This window comes from Streptomyces actuosus (assembly GCF_016921115.1).
Classification (GTDB): domain Bacteria; phylum Actinomycetota; class Actinomycetes; order Streptomycetales; family Streptomycetaceae; genus Streptomyces; species Streptomyces actuosus_A.
Window position 1 is genome coordinate 262,890 of the sequence record NZ_JAFFZS010000006.1, and the last position, 18,586, is coordinate 281,475.

The 18,586-nt window shown below is 74.7% G+C and carries 14 protein-coding genes and 1 pseudogene; 7 read left to right on the forward strand and 8 right to left on the reverse strand.

Going from position 1 to position 18,586, the window contains the following annotated elements; genetic code table 11:
* Nucleotides 1-300 precede the first annotated feature (300 nt).
* Complete coding sequence (locus JS756_RS11090) at nt 301-1,974, forward strand: PucR family transcriptional regulator (protein ID WP_205382845.1); 1,674 nt, start codon at nt 301-303, stop codon at nt 1,972-1,974.
* Between the two features lie 127 nt (nt 1,975-2,101).
* A complete protein-coding gene (locus JS756_RS11095; protein WP_205382846.1) occupies nt 2,102-2,890 on the forward strand; it encodes a hypothetical protein in 789 nt (262 codons plus the stop codon).
* Between the two features lie 600 nt (nt 2,891-3,490).
* Here JS756_RS11095 and JS756_RS11100 read toward each other — a convergent pair.
* A complete protein-coding gene (locus JS756_RS11100) occupies nt 3,491-4,309 on the reverse strand; it encodes a GntR family transcriptional regulator (protein ID WP_205382847.1) in 819 nt (272 codons plus the stop codon).
* A 550-nt stretch (nt 4,310-4,859) separates the two neighbouring features.
* On the opposite strand from JS756_RS11100, the gene JS756_RS11105 reads away from it, so the two are divergent.
* Complete coding sequence (locus JS756_RS11105) at nt 4,860-5,903, forward strand: DUF2637 domain-containing protein (RefSeq protein ID WP_205382848.1); 1,044 nt, start codon at nt 4,860-4,862, stop codon at nt 5,901-5,903.
* 97 nt (nt 5,904-6,000) lie between these two features.
* Here the strand turns inward: JS756_RS11105 and JS756_RS11110 are convergent, their stop codons facing one another.
* Both JS756_RS11110 and JS756_RS11115 read right to left on the reverse strand, forming a co-directional pair.
* Nucleotides 6,001-6,426, reverse strand: coding sequence for an ATP-binding protein (locus JS756_RS11110; RefSeq protein WP_240203605.1), 426 nt, complete (start codon nt 6,424-6,426; stop codon nt 6,001-6,003).
* Between the two features lie 783 nt (nt 6,427-7,209).
* On the reverse strand, nt 7,210-9,078 hold the full coding sequence (locus tag JS756_RS11115; protein WP_205382849.1) for a protein phosphatase 2C domain-containing protein: 1,869 nt from the start codon (nt 9,076-9,078) through the stop codon (nt 7,210-7,212).
* Between the two features lie 326 nt (nt 9,079-9,404).
* Between JS756_RS11115 and JS756_RS11120 the strand changes: the two are divergent.
* From JS756_RS11120 to JS756_RS11130, 3 genes and pseudogenes are all read left to right on the forward strand, one after another.
* Nucleotides 9,405-9,854 (forward strand): annotated as a pseudogene (locus tag JS756_RS11120) (helix-turn-helix domain-containing protein); the annotation flags it as partial.
* Nucleotides 9,855-9,914: 60 nt separating this feature from the next.
* Complete coding sequence (locus JS756_RS11125) at nt 9,915-10,397, forward strand: DUF456 domain-containing protein (protein WP_205382850.1); 483 nt, start codon at nt 9,915-9,917, stop codon at nt 10,395-10,397.
* Nucleotides 10,398-10,492: 95 nt separating this feature from the next.
* A complete protein-coding gene (locus JS756_RS11130) occupies nt 10,493-10,870 on the forward strand; it encodes a PPOX class F420-dependent oxidoreductase (protein WP_205382851.1) in 378 nt (125 codons plus the stop codon).
* A 296-nt stretch (nt 10,871-11,166) separates the two neighbouring features.
* On the opposite strand, the gene JS756_RS11135 is transcribed toward JS756_RS11130, so the two are convergent.
* The 5 genes from JS756_RS11135 to JS756_RS11155 all read right to left on the reverse strand — a co-directional run bounded on the left by JS756_RS11135 (nt 11,167) and on the right by JS756_RS11155 (nt 16,811).
* Nucleotides 11,167-11,559 carry a hypothetical protein gene (locus JS756_RS11135; protein WP_205382852.1) on the reverse strand — a complete coding sequence of 131 codons (393 nt, stop codon included), beginning with the start codon at nt 11,557-11,559 and terminating at the stop codon, nt 11,167-11,169.
* Nucleotides 11,560-11,684: 125 nt separating this feature from the next.
* Nucleotides 11,685-13,184: a sensor histidine kinase gene (locus tag JS756_RS11140; RefSeq protein ID WP_205382853.1), complete on the reverse strand. Its 1,500-nt coding sequence runs from the start codon at nt 13,182-13,184 to the stop codon at nt 11,685-11,687.
* The gene (locus JS756_RS11145; RefSeq protein ID WP_205382854.1) at nt 13,181-13,861 is read right to left on the reverse strand and encodes a response regulator; all 681 of its coding nucleotides are present in this window, start codon (nt 13,859-13,861) and stop codon (nt 13,181-13,183) included. Before JS756_RS11145 ends, JS756_RS11140 begins: the two co-directional genes overlap by 4 nt.
* A 41-nt stretch (nt 13,862-13,902) precedes the next feature.
* On the reverse strand, nt 13,903-15,630 hold the full coding sequence (gene murJ / locus JS756_RS11150) for a murein biosynthesis integral membrane protein MurJ (protein WP_438817299.1): 1,728 nt from the start codon (nt 15,628-15,630) through the stop codon (nt 13,903-13,905).
* Nucleotides 15,627-16,811, reverse strand: a complete 1,185-nt coding sequence (locus JS756_RS11155) for a lipid II:glycine glycyltransferase FemX (RefSeq protein ID WP_205382855.1) — start codon at nt 16,809-16,811, stop codon at nt 15,627-15,629. The genes murJ and JS756_RS11155 overlap by 4 nt, the downstream gene beginning before the upstream one ends.
* 408 nt (nt 16,812-17,219) lie before the next feature.
* On the opposite strand from JS756_RS11155, the gene JS756_RS11160 reads away from it, so the two are divergent.
* A complete protein-coding gene (locus JS756_RS11160; RefSeq protein WP_438817300.1) occupies nt 17,220-18,464 on the forward strand; it encodes a L,D-transpeptidase in 1,245 nt (414 codons plus the stop codon).
* Nucleotides 18,465-18,586 lie beyond the last annotated feature (122 nt).

The following is an 18,586-nucleotide window of genomic DNA, read 5'->3' on the forward strand; positions in this document are numbered from 1 at the left end:
CGGCGGTCCCGGCTCGTTCATGTGCTGTTTACGCGGAGTGGGGTCAGTACACCGCTCCGTGCTCCACCGGGGTCAGTCACGGAAACCATGAAGGAGTTGGCTGGCCAGGGAGGTCATCTTGTAGATTCGTATGAACAGAGGTCATCCGTAACCTCTGCGTTTTCCTGTGGAAACGTGAGACGTGGCCGGTCACGGCCGCGCAGACATCCTCCGCACGGCGGTCACCCGCCGGCCCGGCCCGAGCGCCACAGGGCCCCATCCCCATCGAAGATTTCGAGACAGAGAACGGCGGCGACGAGAATGCGGCTGCGCGCACTGCTGGACACCGACGCGCTGGGCCTCAGGCTGCTCGGCGGCGAGGACGAGCTGGACCGCACCGTGCGGGGCGTGATGACCACCGACCTGCGGGATCCCAGCCGCTACCTCTCGGGCGGCGAGCTGGTCCTGACGGGCCTGGCCTGGCGACGGGACGCCGCCGACTCCGAGCCGTTCGTCCGGATCCTGGTGCAGGCCGGGGTGGCCGCGCTGGCGGCCGGCGAGGCGGAGCTCGGGGACGTCCCGGACGACCTGGTGGCGGCCTGCGCCCGACACCGCCTGCCGCTGTTCGCGGTCCACGAGTCGGTGGCGTTCGCCACGATCACCGAGCACGTCGTCCGGCAGGTCAGCGGCGAGCGGGCCGGGGACCTCGCGGCGGTCGTGGACCGGCACCGGCGGATGATGACCTCCGGCCCGGCGGGCGGCGGCCCGGACGTGGTCCTGGACCTGCTCGGATCCGACCTGGACCTGCGGGCCTGGGTGCTGTCCCCCACCGGAAGGCTGATCGCTGGCTCCAAGGTGGCGGGCCCGGCACTGCCCGGCGAGACGTGCGCGCGGCTCGCGGCCGAGCACCTGGCGGCGTCCCGCACCGGCCGCCGCGGCCCGCACCGGGTCACCCTGGACACCACCGCGTACTCGCTCTTCCCGATCCGCAGCGGCGGACGCGCCCCGCAGGCCGCCCGCGACGTGCGGGGGACGGTCCTGTCGGACTGGCTGCTGGCCGTCGAGGCCGACGCCTCCGACTGGCCCGAGGAGCGGCTCGACCTGCTCCAGGGCGTCACCCAGCTGATCGCCGTCGAGCGGGACCGGCGCGACGCCGCCCGCACGGTGCGCCGCCGGCTCGCGCAGGAGGTGCTGGAGCTGGTGCAGACGGGCGCCGCGCCCGCGGAGATCGCCGCCCGGCTCCGGGTCGCCGCGCCGGTGCTGCTGCCCGGCCTCGGCGCGGCCCCGCACTGGCAGGTCGTCGTGGCCCGCGTCGAGTGGGACGGCGGGGAGGCCGACGGCGGCCCGGTGGCCCAGTCCCTGCTGGAGGAGGTCCTCGTCGACCCGCTGTCCACCGGCCCCGAGCCCTCCGACCGGATCGCGGTGGCGCACACCGGCGACGAGGCCATCGCCCTGGTGCCGCTGCCGGCCGTCTCCGCCGAGCACGACGGCTCGGAGACCGGGGTCCTCGCCGATCAGCTGCTGCAGTCCGTCCGGGATCCGCTGTCGGCCGGCCTGGACGGCGACGGGCGGCTCACGCTCGGCGTCAGCGCGGCCGTGCACTCGGCGGAGGGCCTGCGCGGTGCCCTGGAGGAGGCCCGGCACGCCCGGCGGGTGGCGGCGGCGCGGCCGGGCCGGGTCTGCGCCGCGGGCCACCAGGAGCTCGCTTCGCACGTGCTGCTGCTGCCGTTCGTCCCCGACGACGTCCGACGGGCCTTCACCGCCCGCCTGCTGGACCCGCTGCGCGACTACGACCGCCGCCACCGCGCCGAGCTCATCCCGACCCTGGAGGCCTTCCTGGACTGCGACGGCTCCTGGACGCGCTGCGCGTCCCGGCTCCACCTGCACGTCAACACGCTGCGCTACCGGGTCGGGCGAATCGAGCAGTTGACGAGTCGTGACCTGTCGCGCCTGGAGGACAAGCTGGACTTCTTCCTGGCACTGCGCATGAGCTGAAACCCGGAGCGCCCCGAAGCCCCACGACTTTGTGAAATCCTTCACCCACCCCCTTGGCCCGATGCCATCATTGGTGCTGGAATGCCGCCACCACTCAAAGCTCGATGGCGTGCTCGGGGAGGGCAACGTGGCGCATACCGCCATGTCTGGTTCGGGAACGACCGCCGGTGACGATCCGCTCCAGACCGCGGTGTGGCGGCTGCGCTCACGCGCCTGCTGGGCCGATGCGGCGGCCCTGCTGACACCGGTCACGCCGGCCGCGGCGCTGCAGCGGGCCGCACTGCTGGCGGAGCGATGTCTGTACACCGAGCAGGGCTGGGAGGACGCCGAGGACGCTCTGCGCACCGCCGAGGCCCTCGCCCACAGCGACGAGGAGCGGGGGGCCGCGGCATGTGAACGCGGGTACGTGGCCTACGCGGCCACGCTGCTCGGCGTGCGCGACCGGGACGACGAGGCGCGGGCCGCGCTGGGCCGGGCGGCGGCCCTGATCCCGCCGGGGGCGCCGGGGCGGGCCCTGCTGGACTTCCGGCGCGGTCTGCTCGCCGAGAACCTGGCGCGCGCCCCGCAGGCCGCCCGCGCCGCCTACCGCCGGGCGCACGCGGGCGCCACCGCGGGCTCCGACCCCCTCCTGCTGTCCTTCACCTGGCGCCATCTCGCCGGACTCGCCCTGCGCGACGGCGAGCTGGCGGAGGCCCGGCACGGCTTCGCCGAGTCGCTGCGGATCCGCGAGGAGCTGGGATACCTGGTGGGAACGGCCCCGGCACTGGTGTCGCTCGCGGACACGGAGACGGAGCCCGAGGCATCCCGCCTCCGGGAGGAGGCCCGCCGGCTGTTCCGCCTGCTGGGCGGCGTCCCGACCTGGCTGGCCCGGCAGCTGGCCCCACCGGCGACGGGGACGGCACCGGCGACGGCCTGACATCCCGGCGACACCGGGCCGGGGCCGCGGCCCCGGCCGGGCGCGGCCGCGTGCGATGCGGGGAGCCCGGACGCGTGCGGGGTGCGAAACACGTGCGGTGTGCGGAGCCCGGTCGCGTGCGGTGTACGGCACGAATGGCGCGCGGCACATGGCGTGCGGCACGAGTGACGTGCTCGCGCGCCGTGGGTGCCGCGCGGGTGCCGTGCGGCCGTGCCGCAGGGGGCGCAGGCACCCGTAGTGGCCCGCGGGGGCGCCCCTGCGGGCCACTACGGGGCGGCACCGAGGAATCCCGCCGGGGGAACGGCACGGCCGGGGAGGGACGGGCGCGATGTCCGGGGCACCCACGCGCCGCCACACCTACGGGTCCTCGCCGCGCGGGGAGCCCGGGCAGACGGGGAGCCCGGGCGGGGACGCCGGGCGGCACGGCGGCGGCAGGGGGCGTTCGGACGCCGCGGTGAACCCTTGCGCTCCCGTGAGAAGGCCCGACCGCACGCGGAGCGCCGAGGACGGCTGCCCGGGAGGGCCGCGCGTCGGCACCTCGGCCGTGCCGGGAGCCGTCCCCGTCGCCCCCGGGCCGTGCAGGCCTTTGGGCGGTGGTGCTCAGGGCGCGCCGGCGAAGTGCTCGCCCACCAGGGCCTGCACCACGCTCAGGTCCCCGGCGGTCAGCGCGTCCAGCAGGGCCGTGTGCTCCGCCGCGTCCGCCAGGAGGGCGGCCCGCCCGTTCCGCACCGGCCCGCCCGCCAGTGGCCACTGCGCCCGCCGGTGCAGATCGTCGGCGATACGGATCAGCTGCTCGTTGCCCGCGAGGGCCAGCACCGCCCGGTGGAAGGCCCGGTCGGACTCGGCGTACGTGGCCCGGCACCCGGAGGACGCGGCCCGCACCGTCGCCTCGGCGAGCGGGCGCAGGCCTGCCCAGCGTTCCACCGGTACGGCGCGCGCCAGCCGCAGCATCACCGGCACCTCGATCAGGGCCCGGACCTCCGCCAGCTCGGCCAGCTCCCGCGCGTCGCGCTCGACGACCCGGAAGCCCCGGTTGGGCACGACCTCGACGGCGCCTTCGAGAGCCAGCTGCTGCATGGCCTCCCGTACGGGCGTCGCCGAGACGCCGAAGCGCTCGCCGAGCACGGGCGCCGAGTACACCTCGCCGGGCCGCAGCTCCCCCGCCACGAGGGCGGTGCGCAGCGCGGAGAGGATCTGCCCGCGCACGGACGGCCGCTGCACGGCCGGCCGCGGAATCGGCTGCTCACCGTGCGTGTGCTCGCCTCGGACGGCATCGGCGTCCGTCGCCCGTTGCCGCCCGCCCCGCGCGTCGGCGTCCGCGGCGCACGGCTGCACGGGCACCGGTGCGGACACCGGTGCGGGACGCTCACGCGTCGAGGGGATCCCTGTTCCGGTGGAGCCCTGCACCCCCTGATCCACGGGTCCTCCTCCGGCTTGTCAGTACTTGGGGTCATTACGGCGGGTTGTTACTCGGCCGTCAAGCACCATAGGCGGAGAACCGCCCAGTTCAAACCCCACCCCCATCCGATAAGGCAAGGCTTGCCTCACCGGGAGCCCCTCGGGGGCTGTTCGGGGCCTCCCTCGCCCACCCCTCCGCGAACCGGACCACGCACCCGCGCCGAGCGAGCACAGGAACACGTGAGCCACCCTCAAAACCCGGGCCAAGAAGCCCGATCGGGCCCGGCGACGGGTGCGCGTCCCGTAAGATCGACGTGAACAGGACAGCCGACAGGTCACAGCCGTTTCACGTTTTCCTCACCTGTCGCAGGAACTTTCCGTGGAACCACCCCTCCGGGTAGTCTTATTCGAACTCAACTCCCGCCCCTCAAGCGGCAGTTCGAGCAGAAAGCTGCCCTGGGCATCCCCTTGCACCTCCTTGGCGGCCTCTTGCCCCGAAACCCCCTGAGGGCCGGTGGGATTGGGCCACTATGGCGGGCGTTACGCCCTATCCCAATGCAAGGGACCCCAGATGAGACTGACCGACATATCGCTGAACTGGCTGCTTCCGGGCGCCGTACTGCTCCTGGGCATGCTGGCGGCGGTGGCGGTACTCGCGCGCGGCAAGCGCTCCTCCGGGGAGCACGCGAAGACGGAAGACTCGTGGGAGCGCGCGGAGGAGCGCCGCAGGCGCAAGGAGGCCATCTACGGCACCGCCTCCTACGTGCTGCTGTTCTGCTGTGCGGCGGTGGCAGCGGCACTGTCCTTCCACGGTCTGGTCGGCTTCGGCCAGCAGAACCTGAATCTGACCGGCGGCTGGGAGTACCTGGTCCCGTTCGGCCTGGACGGCGCGGCGATGTTCTGCTCCGTGCTCGCCGTGCGCGAGGCCAGCCACGGTGACGCCGCACTCGGCTCCCGCATACTCGTGTGGACGTTCGCGGGTGCCGCGGCCTGGTTCAACTGGGTCCACGCACCGCGCGGCCTCGGGCACGCGGGTGCTCCGCACTTCTTCGCGGGCATGTCGCTGTCGGCCGCGGTGCTGTTCGACCGGGCGCTGAAGCAGACCCGCCGTGCGGCGCTGCGCGAGCAGGGCCTGATCCCGCGTCCGCTGCCGCAGATCCGCATCGTGCGCTGGCTGAGGGCGCCTCGCGAGACCTACAGGGCCTGGTCCCTGATGCTCCTGGAGGGCGTGCGCAGCCTGGACGAGGCCGTGGACGAGGTGCGCGAGGACAAGCGCCAGAAGGAGGAGACGCGCCGCCTGCGCCGCGAGAAGGAGCGCGTGGAGCGGGCCCAGCTCAAGGCGATCAGCCGAGGCCACCGCGGCTTCGTCGGCCGGGGGACCGGCCGCGAGGTGGAGGTGCACTCGGTGGAGCGGGACTCCGAACGGGTGTCCGCGGAGCCCGCCATATCGGCGCCGGAGCAGCTGCCCGTACGCTCACGCCCCTCCCTCCAGCCCGTACGTAGGAGTTCCGACGCGGTCACCGTCGACCTCACCGCGGAGGACGACACCCAGGCCCTGCCGCGGCTCGACTCCCTGGAGCGCAAGCTCAAGGATCTGGAGCAGCAGTTCGGTTAGAACTCCGGGGGAAGGGGCGGGACGGAACCGGCCGTCATGGGAAGGGGGCGCGGCGCGCACGACTGCCGCGCCCCCTTCCCGTTGCCGCGGGTCCCGGTCATCCGGGTCCGGCCGCCAGCTCGAACCAGACCACCTTGCCCGTGCCGTGCGCCGTCACGCCCCAGGCGTCCGCGAGGCACTGAACCAGCATCAGACCCCGGCCGTGTGTGCCGTCGTCGGGGACCGGTACGCGCAGCCGGGGTCTGCGCGCCGTGAAGTCCCGCACCTCCACCCGCAGGGTGCCGGATCCGACGACGGCCGTCAGGACCGCGTCGCGGTCGGTGTGCACCAGCGCGTTGGTGACGAGTTCACTGGTGAGCAGTTCCGCCGTCTCCGAGCGCCCCGGCCTCCCCCAGTGCCGCAGCAGTTCCCGCAGTGCCCGGCGCGCCTCGGGCACTCCCTTGAGGTCGGCCCGCGCGATCCGGCGCTCCAGCCGGGGCACCGCCGGCAGGTCCAGGGTCGGACCGGTCTCGTCCGCCACCATGTCCGTCTGCGTCTGCGTCTGTGTCGAGGTGGCCCCGAACATGATCGGTCCGCTTCCTCGTGCCTGCCTCTTCATGACCCCCGCCCGCGTGCCGATGTCGGTCCCCTCCTGCTCGAACACGTTCACGGGATGCTTGCCCCCTCACTCCGGCGGCAGTCATGTCGAACCGTCAACGACCAGGTGTTCGGCCATGTGCGGGACACCCGCGGCAGGGCTGCGAACAGGTGTCCGTCGGGTTCCGCGCAGATGTCCGCACAGTCTCCGCGGCCCGAACGCGCCGCAGGAGCGGTGGCCGGAACCGCCACGGCCCGAAGGGGCCTGGCGGGACGCCGAACGGCCCCGGAGGGGACGGCCGGCGCCACGGCTGCCGCACCCGTCGGATGCCCGGCCCGCCCTCTCCACACGGCGCGTAGGCGCCCCGGACCGCAGGGGCCACCGGAAAGGGCACGAGCCGCCGACCCCGCCCTGCCGAAACCGCCGTACCCGCCCGGGCCACCGACAGCCGCCCTCGGAGACGGGTGCGCAGCCGCCGGCGCCGGACCGCGGCCACGCACGGTCACCCCCCGGCGGCGGAGCGCCGCAGCTGGGCTCGCCAACCCCGCCGCACACGGCGAAGTTGGCCGGAATCCGACCCCTCCGCGGACCGTGTGCATCCGCCAGGCCGGACGGGCGGGGCGGGAGGGCCGACACCCGAGATCACCGGCGGGAGTCGAGCCGATGACGCGGCGGCGCCCGTCGGGCGGGAGATACCGCGCCGCCCACACCGTTGCACAGCGAACTCGGTCACGCCTCCCACACGGCGGCGGCCGTGCGGTCGTCGGCGTACCCCTTCACCCGGACCTGGATGTCCGAGAGGTAGGCCGCGAGGCCGGGCGGAGCGGGCGCCGCCCACCGGCCCGCCAGGTACCGGGACAGCTCGGCCTCGCCCCGCAGGGGCTCGGCGAGACCCGCCGTGCACATCAGCAGCACATCACCCGGACGGGCTACAGAGGCGCGGAACCGGAACGGCTCACGCGGTGGCTCCGGGGCCGGCTCGTACGGGCTCGGTGGTGTCGGGACGCCGAGGTCCATGGTGAGGCGGTCGCCCTCGGGGGTCTCGGCCGGTGGTGAGCCGAATCCGACGACGGGCTCGCCGGCGACCTCGCCGACCGGCGGTTCGATGTCCCGCCAGTCGCCGTCCCGCAGGCGGAACAGACCGCCGGCGCCGGCACCGAAGAACACCCGGATCCGGCACTCGGGGTCGGCGGGCAGCAGCAGGCAGCGCAGGGTGGCCGCGTACTCCTCCGGATTCAGGCCCTGCTCGGCCGCGCTCGCGCGGAGCCGTTTGAGGCTGCGGTCGGTGAGGCGGTGCAGCCCCGACTTGAGGTCCTCGCGACGGGCGGCCCGGATGTCCTCGACGAGCCGGGCGTGGCTGCGCCCCACGGCCCGGCCGATCCACCGGCAGGCCTCCGCGGCCGCGCGGTGCGCGCCGGCCGTGGCCCGCGCGCCGGTCGCCATCGCGACCAGCACCAGCGCCTGGTCCCCCGTCCCGAACCGCGCGGTGAGCAGTGAGTCCCGCCGCAGCTCCCCCCGGTAGCGCGCGGAGTCACCCCGCACGGACACAGCGCGCAGCGCGCAGGCCCCGTACCGCGCCCCGTCCAGCACGGTGTCCGCCACCAGCCCGCCCAGTTCGTCGGGGTCGGCGGGGGGCAGGGCGGTGGGCTCGGCGTCGTAGGTGGGGGGACGCGAACCGACGAAGGGCGGGGGCGCCGCCGGCTGCGCGGGGAGGTCGACGCAGGTCGCGGTACGAACAGCCTGCTGGACGGAGGCGGAGGCAGGGGCAGGAGCAGGGGAAGCACCGGTGGGAGGCGCAGGGACGCGGGGAGCCGGGTCCGCGCGCGGGGCGGGCTCTGCGGGCACGCCGGGGTCCCCTGCGGGTCCCGGGGCCACCTGCGGGGTGGGGCCGCCGGGCGGGGGCGGCGCCGCGCCGGCGGCTCGGCCCGGACCGGGAGCGGGGGGCCGGTCCCCGGCGGGCGGCGCGGGCTCGGCGTCGTCCTCGCGCCCGGCCCTCGCACCGGCGCCCGGAACACTGCCGCCGGCTGCGTCGCTCCGCGCCGGTCCGCGGGGCGCCGACGGCCCCTCCGCCGGGGCGGTGCCCCCGGGAAGCGGCGGGAAGCCCGGAGGGGCGGGCCACGAGGACGGCGGCACGGCGTCGGCCGACCCCGCGGCCGTGTCGGCGTCCGACGGTGCCGACGGGGCGGCGCCCGGGGAGGTCGTGCGGTCACCGGGGGCCCGCTGGGTGAATCCCGGGGGCATCGGTCCCGGAGGGAAGGTCGCCGGGGCCGCAGGAGTGGAGGGCGGCGGCTCCCAGGGGGCCCTCGGCCGGGTACGCCGGAGCGTCTCGGCATCCGCCCCGGGGCGCAGCGCACCGTCGGGAGGTGGCGCGGCCTCGTCGGACCGGCCCGGCGGGCCGTGCCGCTGCGGGGGGACGGGGTCCGGCGGGGGCGGAGTCGGGGGAGCCGGCGGCGGACCCAACGTCCCGGCGGCGGACGCGAAGCGGTCGTCCAGGGTGTCGGGCGTGGCCGTGGCGCCCGTGTCCTCGGTGACGTCGTCGTACAGCTGTGCCCACCAGTCGTCCCCGTGTCCGGCGGGCCTACCCCCCTGCTGGCTCATGCCCCTAATTGTCCACCGCGCGGGGCGCATGAAAACGGGGCATCGGGAAAATCCGGCACGCCGGTCCGGATCGAACGGCGTGTCGGGCGAGCCGCCGGAAACCCGTGCGAGCGAAGGGCCTTCGAGGGCCGCCGGGCGGCTCCACCCCCCATGAGAGAGCCGCCCGGCGGCACCTGGGTGACCCGGCCCCGGATCCCCTGCGCGCGCCCGCGCATCCTGGGTCCGGGTCACGTTCCTGAGTACGGCGCGGCCCTCATCGCCCACCGAGGGGACGGCGCGCGGACGCATACGCGATGATCACGGGGACCGCAGTGGGCCCACCTTTCGAGCAGGTACGGATCGTGGACAGGGTGCCCACGGAGCTGGTCGTCGCCGACCGGTCGCTCGCCCTGGTCCCGCTGACCCTGCACAGCGCCGAGCCCGCCGCGCTCGTCGTGCACGCCGGCGGGCTGCTGGAGCTGCTGTCGGGCCTGTTCGAGTCGGTGTGGCGGGACGCCCTGCCGCTGCGGCTCGGCCCGTCCGGCGTCACCGAGCAGAGCCCGCAGGGTCCGGACGGCACCGACCTGGAGATCCTCTCCCTGCTGCTGGCCGGGCTGACCGACGCGAGCGTCGCCAAGCAGCTCGACCTGGGGCTGCGGACCGTGCAGCGACGGGTGCGGCGGCTGATGGAACCGACCGGCGTGACGAACCGGCTGCAACTGGGCCGGCACGCCCACGGACGGGGCTGGGTGGCGCGAGCGGGGCAGCCGTCCCCGCCGGAGCCTCCGGCGTCCTGAGGTGTTCGCGGGCGTACGCCTTCACCTGCGTGTTCTCCCGGCGTCCGGCACTCTGGGCAGATGGGAGCGTGGGAACTCCTGCTGGTCGGCGTGGTGCTGCTGCTCGGCCTGTGCGGAGTGCTGGTGCCCGGGGTTCCGGGGTCGTGGCTCGTGTGGGCCGCGATCCTGTGGTGGTCGTTGCAGGACCCCCAGCCGGTGGCCTGGGGCGTCCTGGTCGGGGCGACCGCGGCGCTGCTGCTGGCGCAGGTGGTGCGGTGGGCGCTGCCGCCGCGCCGGCTGCGCACGAGCGGCGCCACCCCGCGCATGGGCGTGTACGCGGGGGTCGGTGCCGTGGCCGGGTTCGTCGTGCTCCCGGTGATCGGCGCGATCCCGGGCTTCCTGGCCGGCATCTACCTGTCCGAGCGGCTGCGCCTGGGCGGGCACGGCCAGGCACGGGCCGCGCTGCGCACGGCGATGCGGTCGGGTGGCTGGAGCGTCCTGGCGGAACTGTTCGCGTGCCTGCTGATCGTGGGGGCGTGGCTGGGAGCGGTGTTCGGGGGCTGACGGTCGAGGGGACGGAGGGGCTGGAGGGCCGTAGGCCCCGGGTCCTACGGCCATCATCCGATGTGCGGGGCCGCGGTGCGTGTTTGGCTACCGGTATGACGACGCATCTCACCGAGGCCGAGCAGGCGTACCTGCGGTCGCAGCGGCTGGGCCGTATGGCCACGGTCGATCCGCACGGGCAGCCGCAGGCGAACCCGGTCGGATTCCGCCTCCAGGCCGACGGCACGGTCCTGATCGGCGGTTTCGCGATGGGCAGCACCAAGAAGTGGCGCAATCTGCGCAAGAACCCGAAGATCGCGCTGGTCGTCGACGACATCGTGAGCCTGCGGCCGTGGCGGGTGCGCGGCGTCGAGATCCGCGGGGAGGCGGAGCTGCTGGTCGGCCCGCACGACCTGGGTCCTCACTTCAGCGAGGAGGTGATCCGCATCCGTCCGGAGCGCGTCCACAGCTGGGGTCTGGACGAGGGCACCTGACCCGGAGCGCAGGACCGCGACGGAGCGGGCGCAAGCCCGGCGGCGGGACGCTCGGGAGCGACTCCGCCATGGGCCGGCGAGCATGCGCGACCGCAGCGATCAGGGGACGGGCCCGGCCCGCCGCGGCCGACGGCGACGGCGACGGCTTCGGGCCGGTCGGCGAGGGTGGTGCGCCCCGTTGTCCGCCCTCCGGCGCGGGGCGACCGGCGTCGACGCCGGGCCCGACGGGGTCCGGGGCGTTCCCCGCCCGCGCGTGGTGCCCCTCCCCCGGTGGGTCCGGGGTCGAGCCGGGGCCGTCAGGGGCAGCGGGCGGCCGGGAGGGAGCCGTCCGGCCCCCGGACGGTGACCGGGGCGAGACCGTCGCTCTCCATGTAGGTGGCCGTGCACACGATCTGGAGCACCGCGGGGGCCGAGAGCGTCCGGACGGGGAAGGGCACGGTGACGGTCGCCCCCGCGTCCGTCACCGTCGTGTCCGCTCTTCCCCGGAGCCTGGGCAACTCGGTGTGGAGCCCGGCCGCGGTCTCGTCGCTGCGCGGCCCGATGAACAGCAGGCCGAGGCCCTTCGGCCCCGACAGCGGGGTCGACGTACCCGCTCCGTCGGCGGCCGGGAAGGTTCTGTACACCGGTGTCGGGCGGTCGTCCGAGGAGAGGAAGTACAGCAGCAGGTACTGGCCGGGGCTCGATGTCATCACGGCGACGGTGGCGGGGCCGCCGGCTTCGATGACCCCGGTCTGTCGCACTCCGCACCCGGCGAGCAGGGCGGCGGCCGCTGCGCAGGCCGCCGCGGCGCGGACGGCGCGGCACGAGGGAGACCTCACTGCGCTGCCCCCGCGCCCGTCAGGGGTATCTCCACGGTGAAGACGGCGCCCCCGTGGGGGGCGTTGCCGGCGTGCACCCGTCCTCCGTGCAGGCGCACGTTCTCCAGGGTGATCGCCAGGCCGAGGCCGCTGCCCCGCGAGCGGGTGCGGGCCGCGTCCGCCTTGTAGAAGCGCTCGAAGACATGCGGCAGTGCCTCCGTGTCGATGCCGGGGCCGCGGTCGCTGACCTCGACGACGAGCCGGTCGGGGGCCGTCCTGAAGCCCGGCTCGGGAGCGAAGGCCGCGGTGGCGTCGCCGGGGCCCGTCGTGGCGCGCAGCCGGATCAGGACGGGTGCGCTGCCGTGGCGCAGGGCGTTGCCCACCAGGTTGGCGACGACGATGTCGAAGCGCCGTGGGTCGAGGCGGGCCCGGATGCCGTCGGGCAGGTCGGTGGCCACCTGCGCCGGATCGGTCCAGTGACGGTTCGTCAGGGTCTTGCGGATGGCCTGTGCGACGTCGATCTCGTCGGTGTTGAGTTCCGCGGCGCGGGCGTCGAACCGGGAGATCTCCATCAGGTCCTCGACCAGTACCGCCAGCTTGCCCGTCTCCGCGCTGACCAGCCGGACGGCCGCGGCGGTGTCGGGGGCGAGACGGTCTGCGTCCTCGTCCAGCACCTCGGTGACGGCGAGCATTCCGGCGAGGGGGGTGCGCAGTTCGTGGGAGACGTCGGAGGCGAAGCGGCGGGCGCGGGCCTCGGCGTCCCGGAGTTCACCGACGGAACGCTCCAGCTCGACGGCGGACTCGTTGAACGTACGTGCCAACTCGGCGAGTTCGTCGCTGCCCTTGACCTGGATGCGGGTGTCCAGACGGCCGCTTCCCATGTTCTGCGCGGCGGTGCGCAGGTCGCGGACCGGGCGCAGCACGCTGCGGGCGGCCAGCAGAGCGGGCAGCAGCGCCAGGGCGAGCGCCGGCAGGGCTCCGTCCCGGGCCGCCGTGACCATGGCCCGGATGTTGTCCTCCTCGTCCGTCAGCGGCATCACGGCGTACAGCACCAGCCCGGTGGGGCGCGCGACCTTCCCGATCCGGAACATCGTCGGAACGGCGACGGTCAGCCAGGGCGTTCCGTCCCGGTCGACGCGCTGGAAGCTGCCCCGGGGATGGGCGAGCGCGGCGGTGCGCAGCGCGGCGGTGACGACCGTCGAGACGGGGTGGGTGCCGGAGGACAGGCGGAGCGAGCCGTACTCGGCGAACACCACCCATGGATGCGGCTTGCCCGCGCGCGCGATGCGCCGCAGGTCCTCCCGCAGGGACGCGGGCTCGACGGGCAGGGAGGTGGGTAGTTGCTGCACCTGGTCGCGGAAGGAGGACACCGCGGTGTTCTGGGCCTGGTCGAGGATCGCGTTGCGCGCCTCCCGGTAGGTGAGGACCGCGGTGGTCCCGGCGCTCACGGCGGCGACGAGGAGAAAGGCCAGGACCAGGCGGGTGCGGAGCCCGACGCGGGCTCTGGTGCGGCTCACAGGGGTCCGAACCGGTAACCGAAGCCGCGCAGGGTCTGGATGTAGCGGGGACTGCCGGGGACGTCCTCGATCTTGTGGCGGAGGCGTCGTACGCAGGCGTCCACCAGGCGGGCGTCACCGTGGTAGCTGTGCTCCCAGACCTGTTCGAGGAGTTGCTGCCGGCTGAACACCTGCTCGGGTACGGCGGTCAGGTAGAGCAGGAGCCTGAGCTCGGAGGGGGCCAGCGCGAGCCGCTCGCCGGACTTGGCGACGTTCAGCCCGGCGCGGTCGAGGGCGAGGTCGCCGTGGAACTCCACGGCATCGCGGCCGGAGGGTTCCTCGATGCGGCGCAGGACGGCCCGGATGCGGGCCTCGATGACCTCGGTGCGCGCGGGTTTGACGATGTAGTCGTCGGCTCCGGCCTCCAGGCCGACCACGACGTCGAAGTCGTCGCCGCGGGCGGTGAGCATGATGATCGGAAGCGAGCTCGTCTCGCGCACCTGCCGGCAGACCTGGACTCCGTTCATGCCGGGCAGCATGAGGTCGAGCAGGAGGAGGTCGGGGTGGAACGCGTCGATGGCGGCCAGTCCCGCCTCTCCGCTGACGGCGGTGCGGAGCTCGTGCCCGCGGCGGCGCAGGCCGAGCTCGATCCCCTCGCGGACGGAGGGATCGTCTTCGATGAGCAGGACGCGTGGCATGGGCAGAGTATTCCATTCGATCAAATAGGGTTTTCGCCTGATCAGTTGAGGGGGCGATGCGGTCGCGGGCCGTCCCGTCGGGTTCGGCGGCGCAGGGCCCGGGGCACGGCGGCGAGCGCGGCCTCCACCCCGGTCAGCCGGAGCGGCCGGGCCAGCAGGGCGAAGACCGCGACGACGGCCCCCGTCCCCGCGAGCGCCGCCGCGAACGGGCCCAGCGAAGCGGTACGGGTGGCGGCGAGGTGGCCGAGCGGCGCGGCCGGGAGCGCGGCCGCCAGCAGGCGGGCCAGCGCGGTGGCGCCGGATGAGCGCAGCGGTCCCCGTTCGGGTGCCGCCGGAAGCCTGCGGGCCAGTGTGCGGGCGGTGACCGCGCAACCGGCGAAGAGCGCGACCGAGTAGGCCCCGGCCATGCCGGTGACGGCCCAGCGCGCGGGCAGCAGCAGGAAGGCGAGGGCGGACAGGCCGGCGTTGAGCCCGGCGACGACCAGGTTCAGCAGGAAGGGCGTGCGGGTGTCGGAGAGGGCGTAGAAGGTGCGCGCGAGGACGTACTGGACGGAGAAGGCGACCAGGCCGGGGGCGAACGCGGCGAGTGTCCCCGCCATCACCGCGACGTCGTCCGCGCCGGTCCTGCCGTACTGGAACACGATCGCCATGACCGGCCCGGCGACGGCGCCGAGCACGCACGCGGCGGGCACGACGGCGGAGGCGGTGCTGCGCAGGGCGCCCGAGACGTCCCGTCGCAGCCCGGCCGTGTCCCCGTCGGCCGCCGCCCGGCTCATCCGCGGCATCAGCGCGGTGACCAGGGAGACGGTGACGATGCCGTGCGGCACGGCCCACAGCAGGTAGGCGTTGCTGTAGGCGCTGAAGCCGGCCCCGCCGATGCCCTGCGCCGCCGCGCGCTCCCCTGCGGTCGTGGCGAGCCGGGTCACCACCCAGTAGGCGAGCTGGTTGGTCAGGACGAGCAGGACCAGCCAGCCGGCCGAGCGCAGTGGCCGGGACAGCCCGCTGCCGCGCCAGTCGAACCGGGGCCGCCAGCGCAGACGCGCCGCACGCAGCGACGGCACCAGCGCAAGGGTCTGGGCGACGATACCGGCCGTGGTGCCCCAGCCGAGCAGCTCGGCCTCGCCGGTGGTGAGGGTTCCGCCGCCGCCGACGGTCTTCAGGTAGAGGGCGAAGACGCCGATGACGACGAGGTTGTTGAGGACGGGCGCCCACATCATGGCGGCGAACCGGTCCTTGGCGTTGAGGACTTGCCCCAGCAGGGTGAACAGGCCGAGGAAGAGGATCTGGGGCAGGCAGCAGCGGGCGAAGACGACCGTCGTCGCCGCCTGCCCGCCGCTGTAGTTCGTGTAGGCGGCCACGACGGCGGGCGCGGCGAGCACCGCCACGACCGTGATCAGCAGCAGGGCGGCAGTGCAGACGGTGAGCAGGCGTTCCGTGTACGCCGCTCCACCGTCGGGGTGCCGCCTGGCGGCCTTCACCAGTTCGGGGACGAAGACCGCGTTGAGCGCGCCGCCGAGAAGGAGGGTGTAGAGGATGTTGGGGACGGTGTTGCCCACCGCGTAGCCGTCGGCGGCCAGTCCGACACCGAGCGCGGCGGCGACCACGGCCGAACGCACGAACCCGGTGGCACGGGAGACGAGGGATCCGGCGGCCATGAGCGCGCTGCTGTGCAGCACCGACACGGGCCGGTGGTCCGCTCGCCCTTCCGCGGCGGTGGTGCCGGGGGTATCGGTGCCGCTCGCGGCACCGGGCGTCGTGGCGGCGCTCACCGGCGGGCCAGGTACATCTGGAAGGCGCGGTACAGCGCGTGGTTGGCGGTCCCCTCCAGGGGTGTCTCCCACTCCCCCAGCGTCTCCACGACCCGGCCGCGGGTGCCGAGTTTCCAGCGGAGCAGGCCGAAGGCGCGGTCGCCGGGATCGAGGACGGAGGACACGCCCCGCATGTCGTAGACCTCCGCGCCCAGGGCGTGGGCGTCGCGCACCATCCGCCACTGGAGCGCGTTCGACGGACGGACCTCGCGCCGGTGGTCGGCGGAGGCCCCGGTCTGGTACCAGACCCGGCGCCCCACCGTGATCATGGTGTGGGCGGCCAGGATCTCCCCCCGGTGGCGGGCGACGTACAGCCGCATCCGGCCCGGTTCCTCGGCGTTGAGTGCGGCGAACTGGCGCCGGTAGTAGTCCAGGGAACGGCCGAGTCGGAAACCGTCCCGCTCCTCGGTGATGCGCAGCAGCCGGTGGAAATCGGGGAGTTCGTCGGCCCCGCCCACCGTCACCTCCACCAGCGACCTGTGTGCCCGGCGGATGTTGCGCCGCCACTCCTGGCTCAGCCCGGACCACAGGTCGTCGACGCTGCGTCCGGCCAGCGGCACCCGGAAGACGAACCGGGGTTGCGCGTCGCCGTCGCCCTCGTCGCCGCCGCAGCGCTGCCAGCCCCGTGCCCGCAGCCGTTCGGCCACCGCGGCGCCCAGCGGATCGACCTCGCAGTCCAGCACGTCGGTGACGCGCCGCCCGGGCCCCGCCCCCGCCTTGAGTCCGGCCGCGTCCCAGCGACGGTAGTCGGGCGAGGGCCCGATCCGGACGGCGAAGGCGCCCTCCGCGCGCAGGTGGCGCAGCAACGGCGTCAGCCAGCTGTCGAGGTCCGCGTCCGCCCAGTCGGCGACGGGCCCCTCCGGCAGGTAGGCGAAGTACTTGCGGGTGCCGGGGAACTGACGCAGCAGCACCAGGGCCACTCCGGACAACTCGTCCGCCCGGCCCCCGGTGCCCGGCCCCCATCCGAGCAGCCGGGCGTGCCAGCCCTCCTTCACCGCGGCCCAGGACGGGTACTGCAGAAAGCCGGGGGCGAGGGCCGATCCGGCCCGCGACGCGAGAAAGGCCCGGTACACGTCGGCGGACACGGGGTGGAGCAGGATCTCCTGCCGGCCACGGCTCGCCGTCGTGAGCAGCACTGACACAGTGCCTCCTTGGATGCGGGTGTGCGGGTGTGCGGGTGCGTGGAGCGGGTGCGGGTGCCGTTGCCGGTCGTGGTCGAGCCGGAAGCGGACCCGGGTCCCTGAGCGCGGAACGCCTCGAAGGCTCACAGGCGCCCGTGACCGGGCCGCGCGGCGCGTGTGACCGGACCATGACCGTTGTGCTGCGGCGCCCGTCACCGCGGGCCCACTCCCCCGGCCCCCTGGCCCCTCCCGCCCCGGACACACCGGTCCGCGGGGGCGGCGGTGACCGTTCCGCGCCCTCTGCGTGACGGGACGACGACCGTTCCCCACCGGCTGCCGTCACACTCGCCGGCACGCCGCTGTCCTGCGGTTTTCACGGCCTACAGTCGCTGCGTCCCGGCGTTCTGCCGACTCTCCCGGAGGTGTTCGTTGAGCCCGATACGTGTCCGGCCCCCATCCGCCGGCCCCCTGCGCAGGAGTCCCGGACGGGCCCGCGTCGCCACCCTGGCCACGGCGGTCGTCCTGGCGACGGCCGCGCTCCCGGCCTGCTCCGCCGGCGGTTCCTCCGCGGCGGGGACGGACGGGAAGGCCCCAGCGGAGCACGGGGACGGCGGCACGGCCACCGTCACCGTGTCACCGGAGGGCAGCGCGGCGAAGCCCGGCGAGCCGGTCCGGGTGGCGGCGCACGGCGGCATCCTCACCTCGGTCGCCGTCACCGACGCCGAGGGCACCCGCCTGTCGGGCAGTCTGTCCGAGAGCAACCGGACCTGGGTGTCCGACCGCAACGCCGCGCCCGGCACCTCGTACACGGTCGTGGCGGCCACTCGCGCGGACGACGGAACGCCGGGGCAGTCGCGCGCCTCCCTCACCACCCGGGCCGCAGAACGGGTCAACAAGGTGGACTGGCGGCCCGGCGACGGCACCACGGTCGGTGTCGCCCAGCCGATCTCCCTCGTCTTCGACCGCCCCGTGCACGACAAGGCCGCCGTGGAACGTCAGTTGAAGGTCACCACCTCCAACGGCACCGAGGGCTCCTGGGGGTGGATGAAGGACTGGTCCGGCAAGGACCGTGCGGACTGGCGCCCCAGGGAGTACTGGCGTCCCGGCACGCGGGTGACCCTCGACGCCCGGCTGAACGGCACCGACGCGGGAGCGGACGGCGGCTGGTTCGTCCGGGACTACCGGCTGGGATTCACCGTCGGCGCACGGCAGATCGTCAAGGTCGACCTCGACCGCAAACGGCTCACCGTGGAGCGGGGCGGCAGGACGGTGCGGACGTTCCCCGTCTCTGGGGGGACGCCCGGCCCCGAGACGGGCTCGTGGCGGGGAACCGAGGTCGTCATGGCCAAGGAGGGTTCGATCCGCATGAACTCCGAGACCGTGGGCCTGGGCGACGCCTACGACCAGACGGTCGACTACGCCATGAGGCTGACCTGGTCGGGCACCTACGCCCACGCGGCGCCCTGGAACGCCGCGTACTTCGGCCGGGCCAACAAGAGCCACGGCTGCATCGGCATGAGCGACGCCGATGCGAAGTGGCTCTACCAGCACACCACCGTCGGCGACCCTTTCGAGGTCAAGGGCACCGAGACCAAGGGCCGCGTCGCCCTGAACAACGGCCTCGGCGACTGGAACGCCGACTGGGACACGTGGCGAGCGAAGAGCGCCCTGTAGGGCGGACGCACGCCCGGGACCGGTCCGGTGCGGAGCGGCCGGAGCCAGGGCCTGACCGGCGGATCGGTTCGCAGGAGGCAGGCGGCGCCTCTCGATCCGGGTGAGTGGCGGCCGGGCCCCGC

What these genes read in the sequence shown, in the direction of transcription:
- JS756_RS11110 (WP_240203605.1), bottom strand. Translation starts at nt 6,426, where the DNA reads ATGGTGGCGGACGAGACCGGTCCGACCCTGGACCTGCCGGCGGTGCCC.
- JS756_RS11145 (WP_205382854.1), bottom strand. Translation starts at nt 13,861, where the DNA reads ATGCCACGCGTCCTGCTCATCGAAGACGATCCCTCCGTCCGCGAGGGG.
- JS756_RS11115 (WP_205382849.1), bottom strand. Translation starts at nt 9,078, where the DNA reads ATGAGCCAGCAGGGGGGTAGGCCCGCCGGACACGGGGACGACTGGTGG.
- JS756_RS11130 (WP_205382851.1), top strand. Translation starts at nt 10,493, where the DNA reads ATGACGACGCATCTCACCGAGGCCGAGCAGGCGTACCTGCGGTCGCAG.
- JS756_RS11105 (WP_205382848.1), top strand. Translation starts at nt 4,860, where the DNA reads ATGAGACTGACCGACATATCGCTGAACTGGCTGCTTCCGGGCGCCGTA.
- JS756_RS11090 (WP_205382845.1), top strand. Translation starts at nt 301, where the DNA reads ATGCGGCTGCGCGCACTGCTGGACACCGACGCGCTGGGCCTCAGGCTG.
- JS756_RS11125 (WP_205382850.1), top strand. Translation starts at nt 9,915, where the DNA reads ATGGGAGCGTGGGAACTCCTGCTGGTCGGCGTGGTGCTGCTGCTCGGC.
- JS756_RS11135 (WP_205382852.1), bottom strand. Translation starts at nt 11,559, where the DNA reads ATGACATCGAGCCCCGGCCAGTACCTGCTGCTGTACTTCCTCTCCTCG.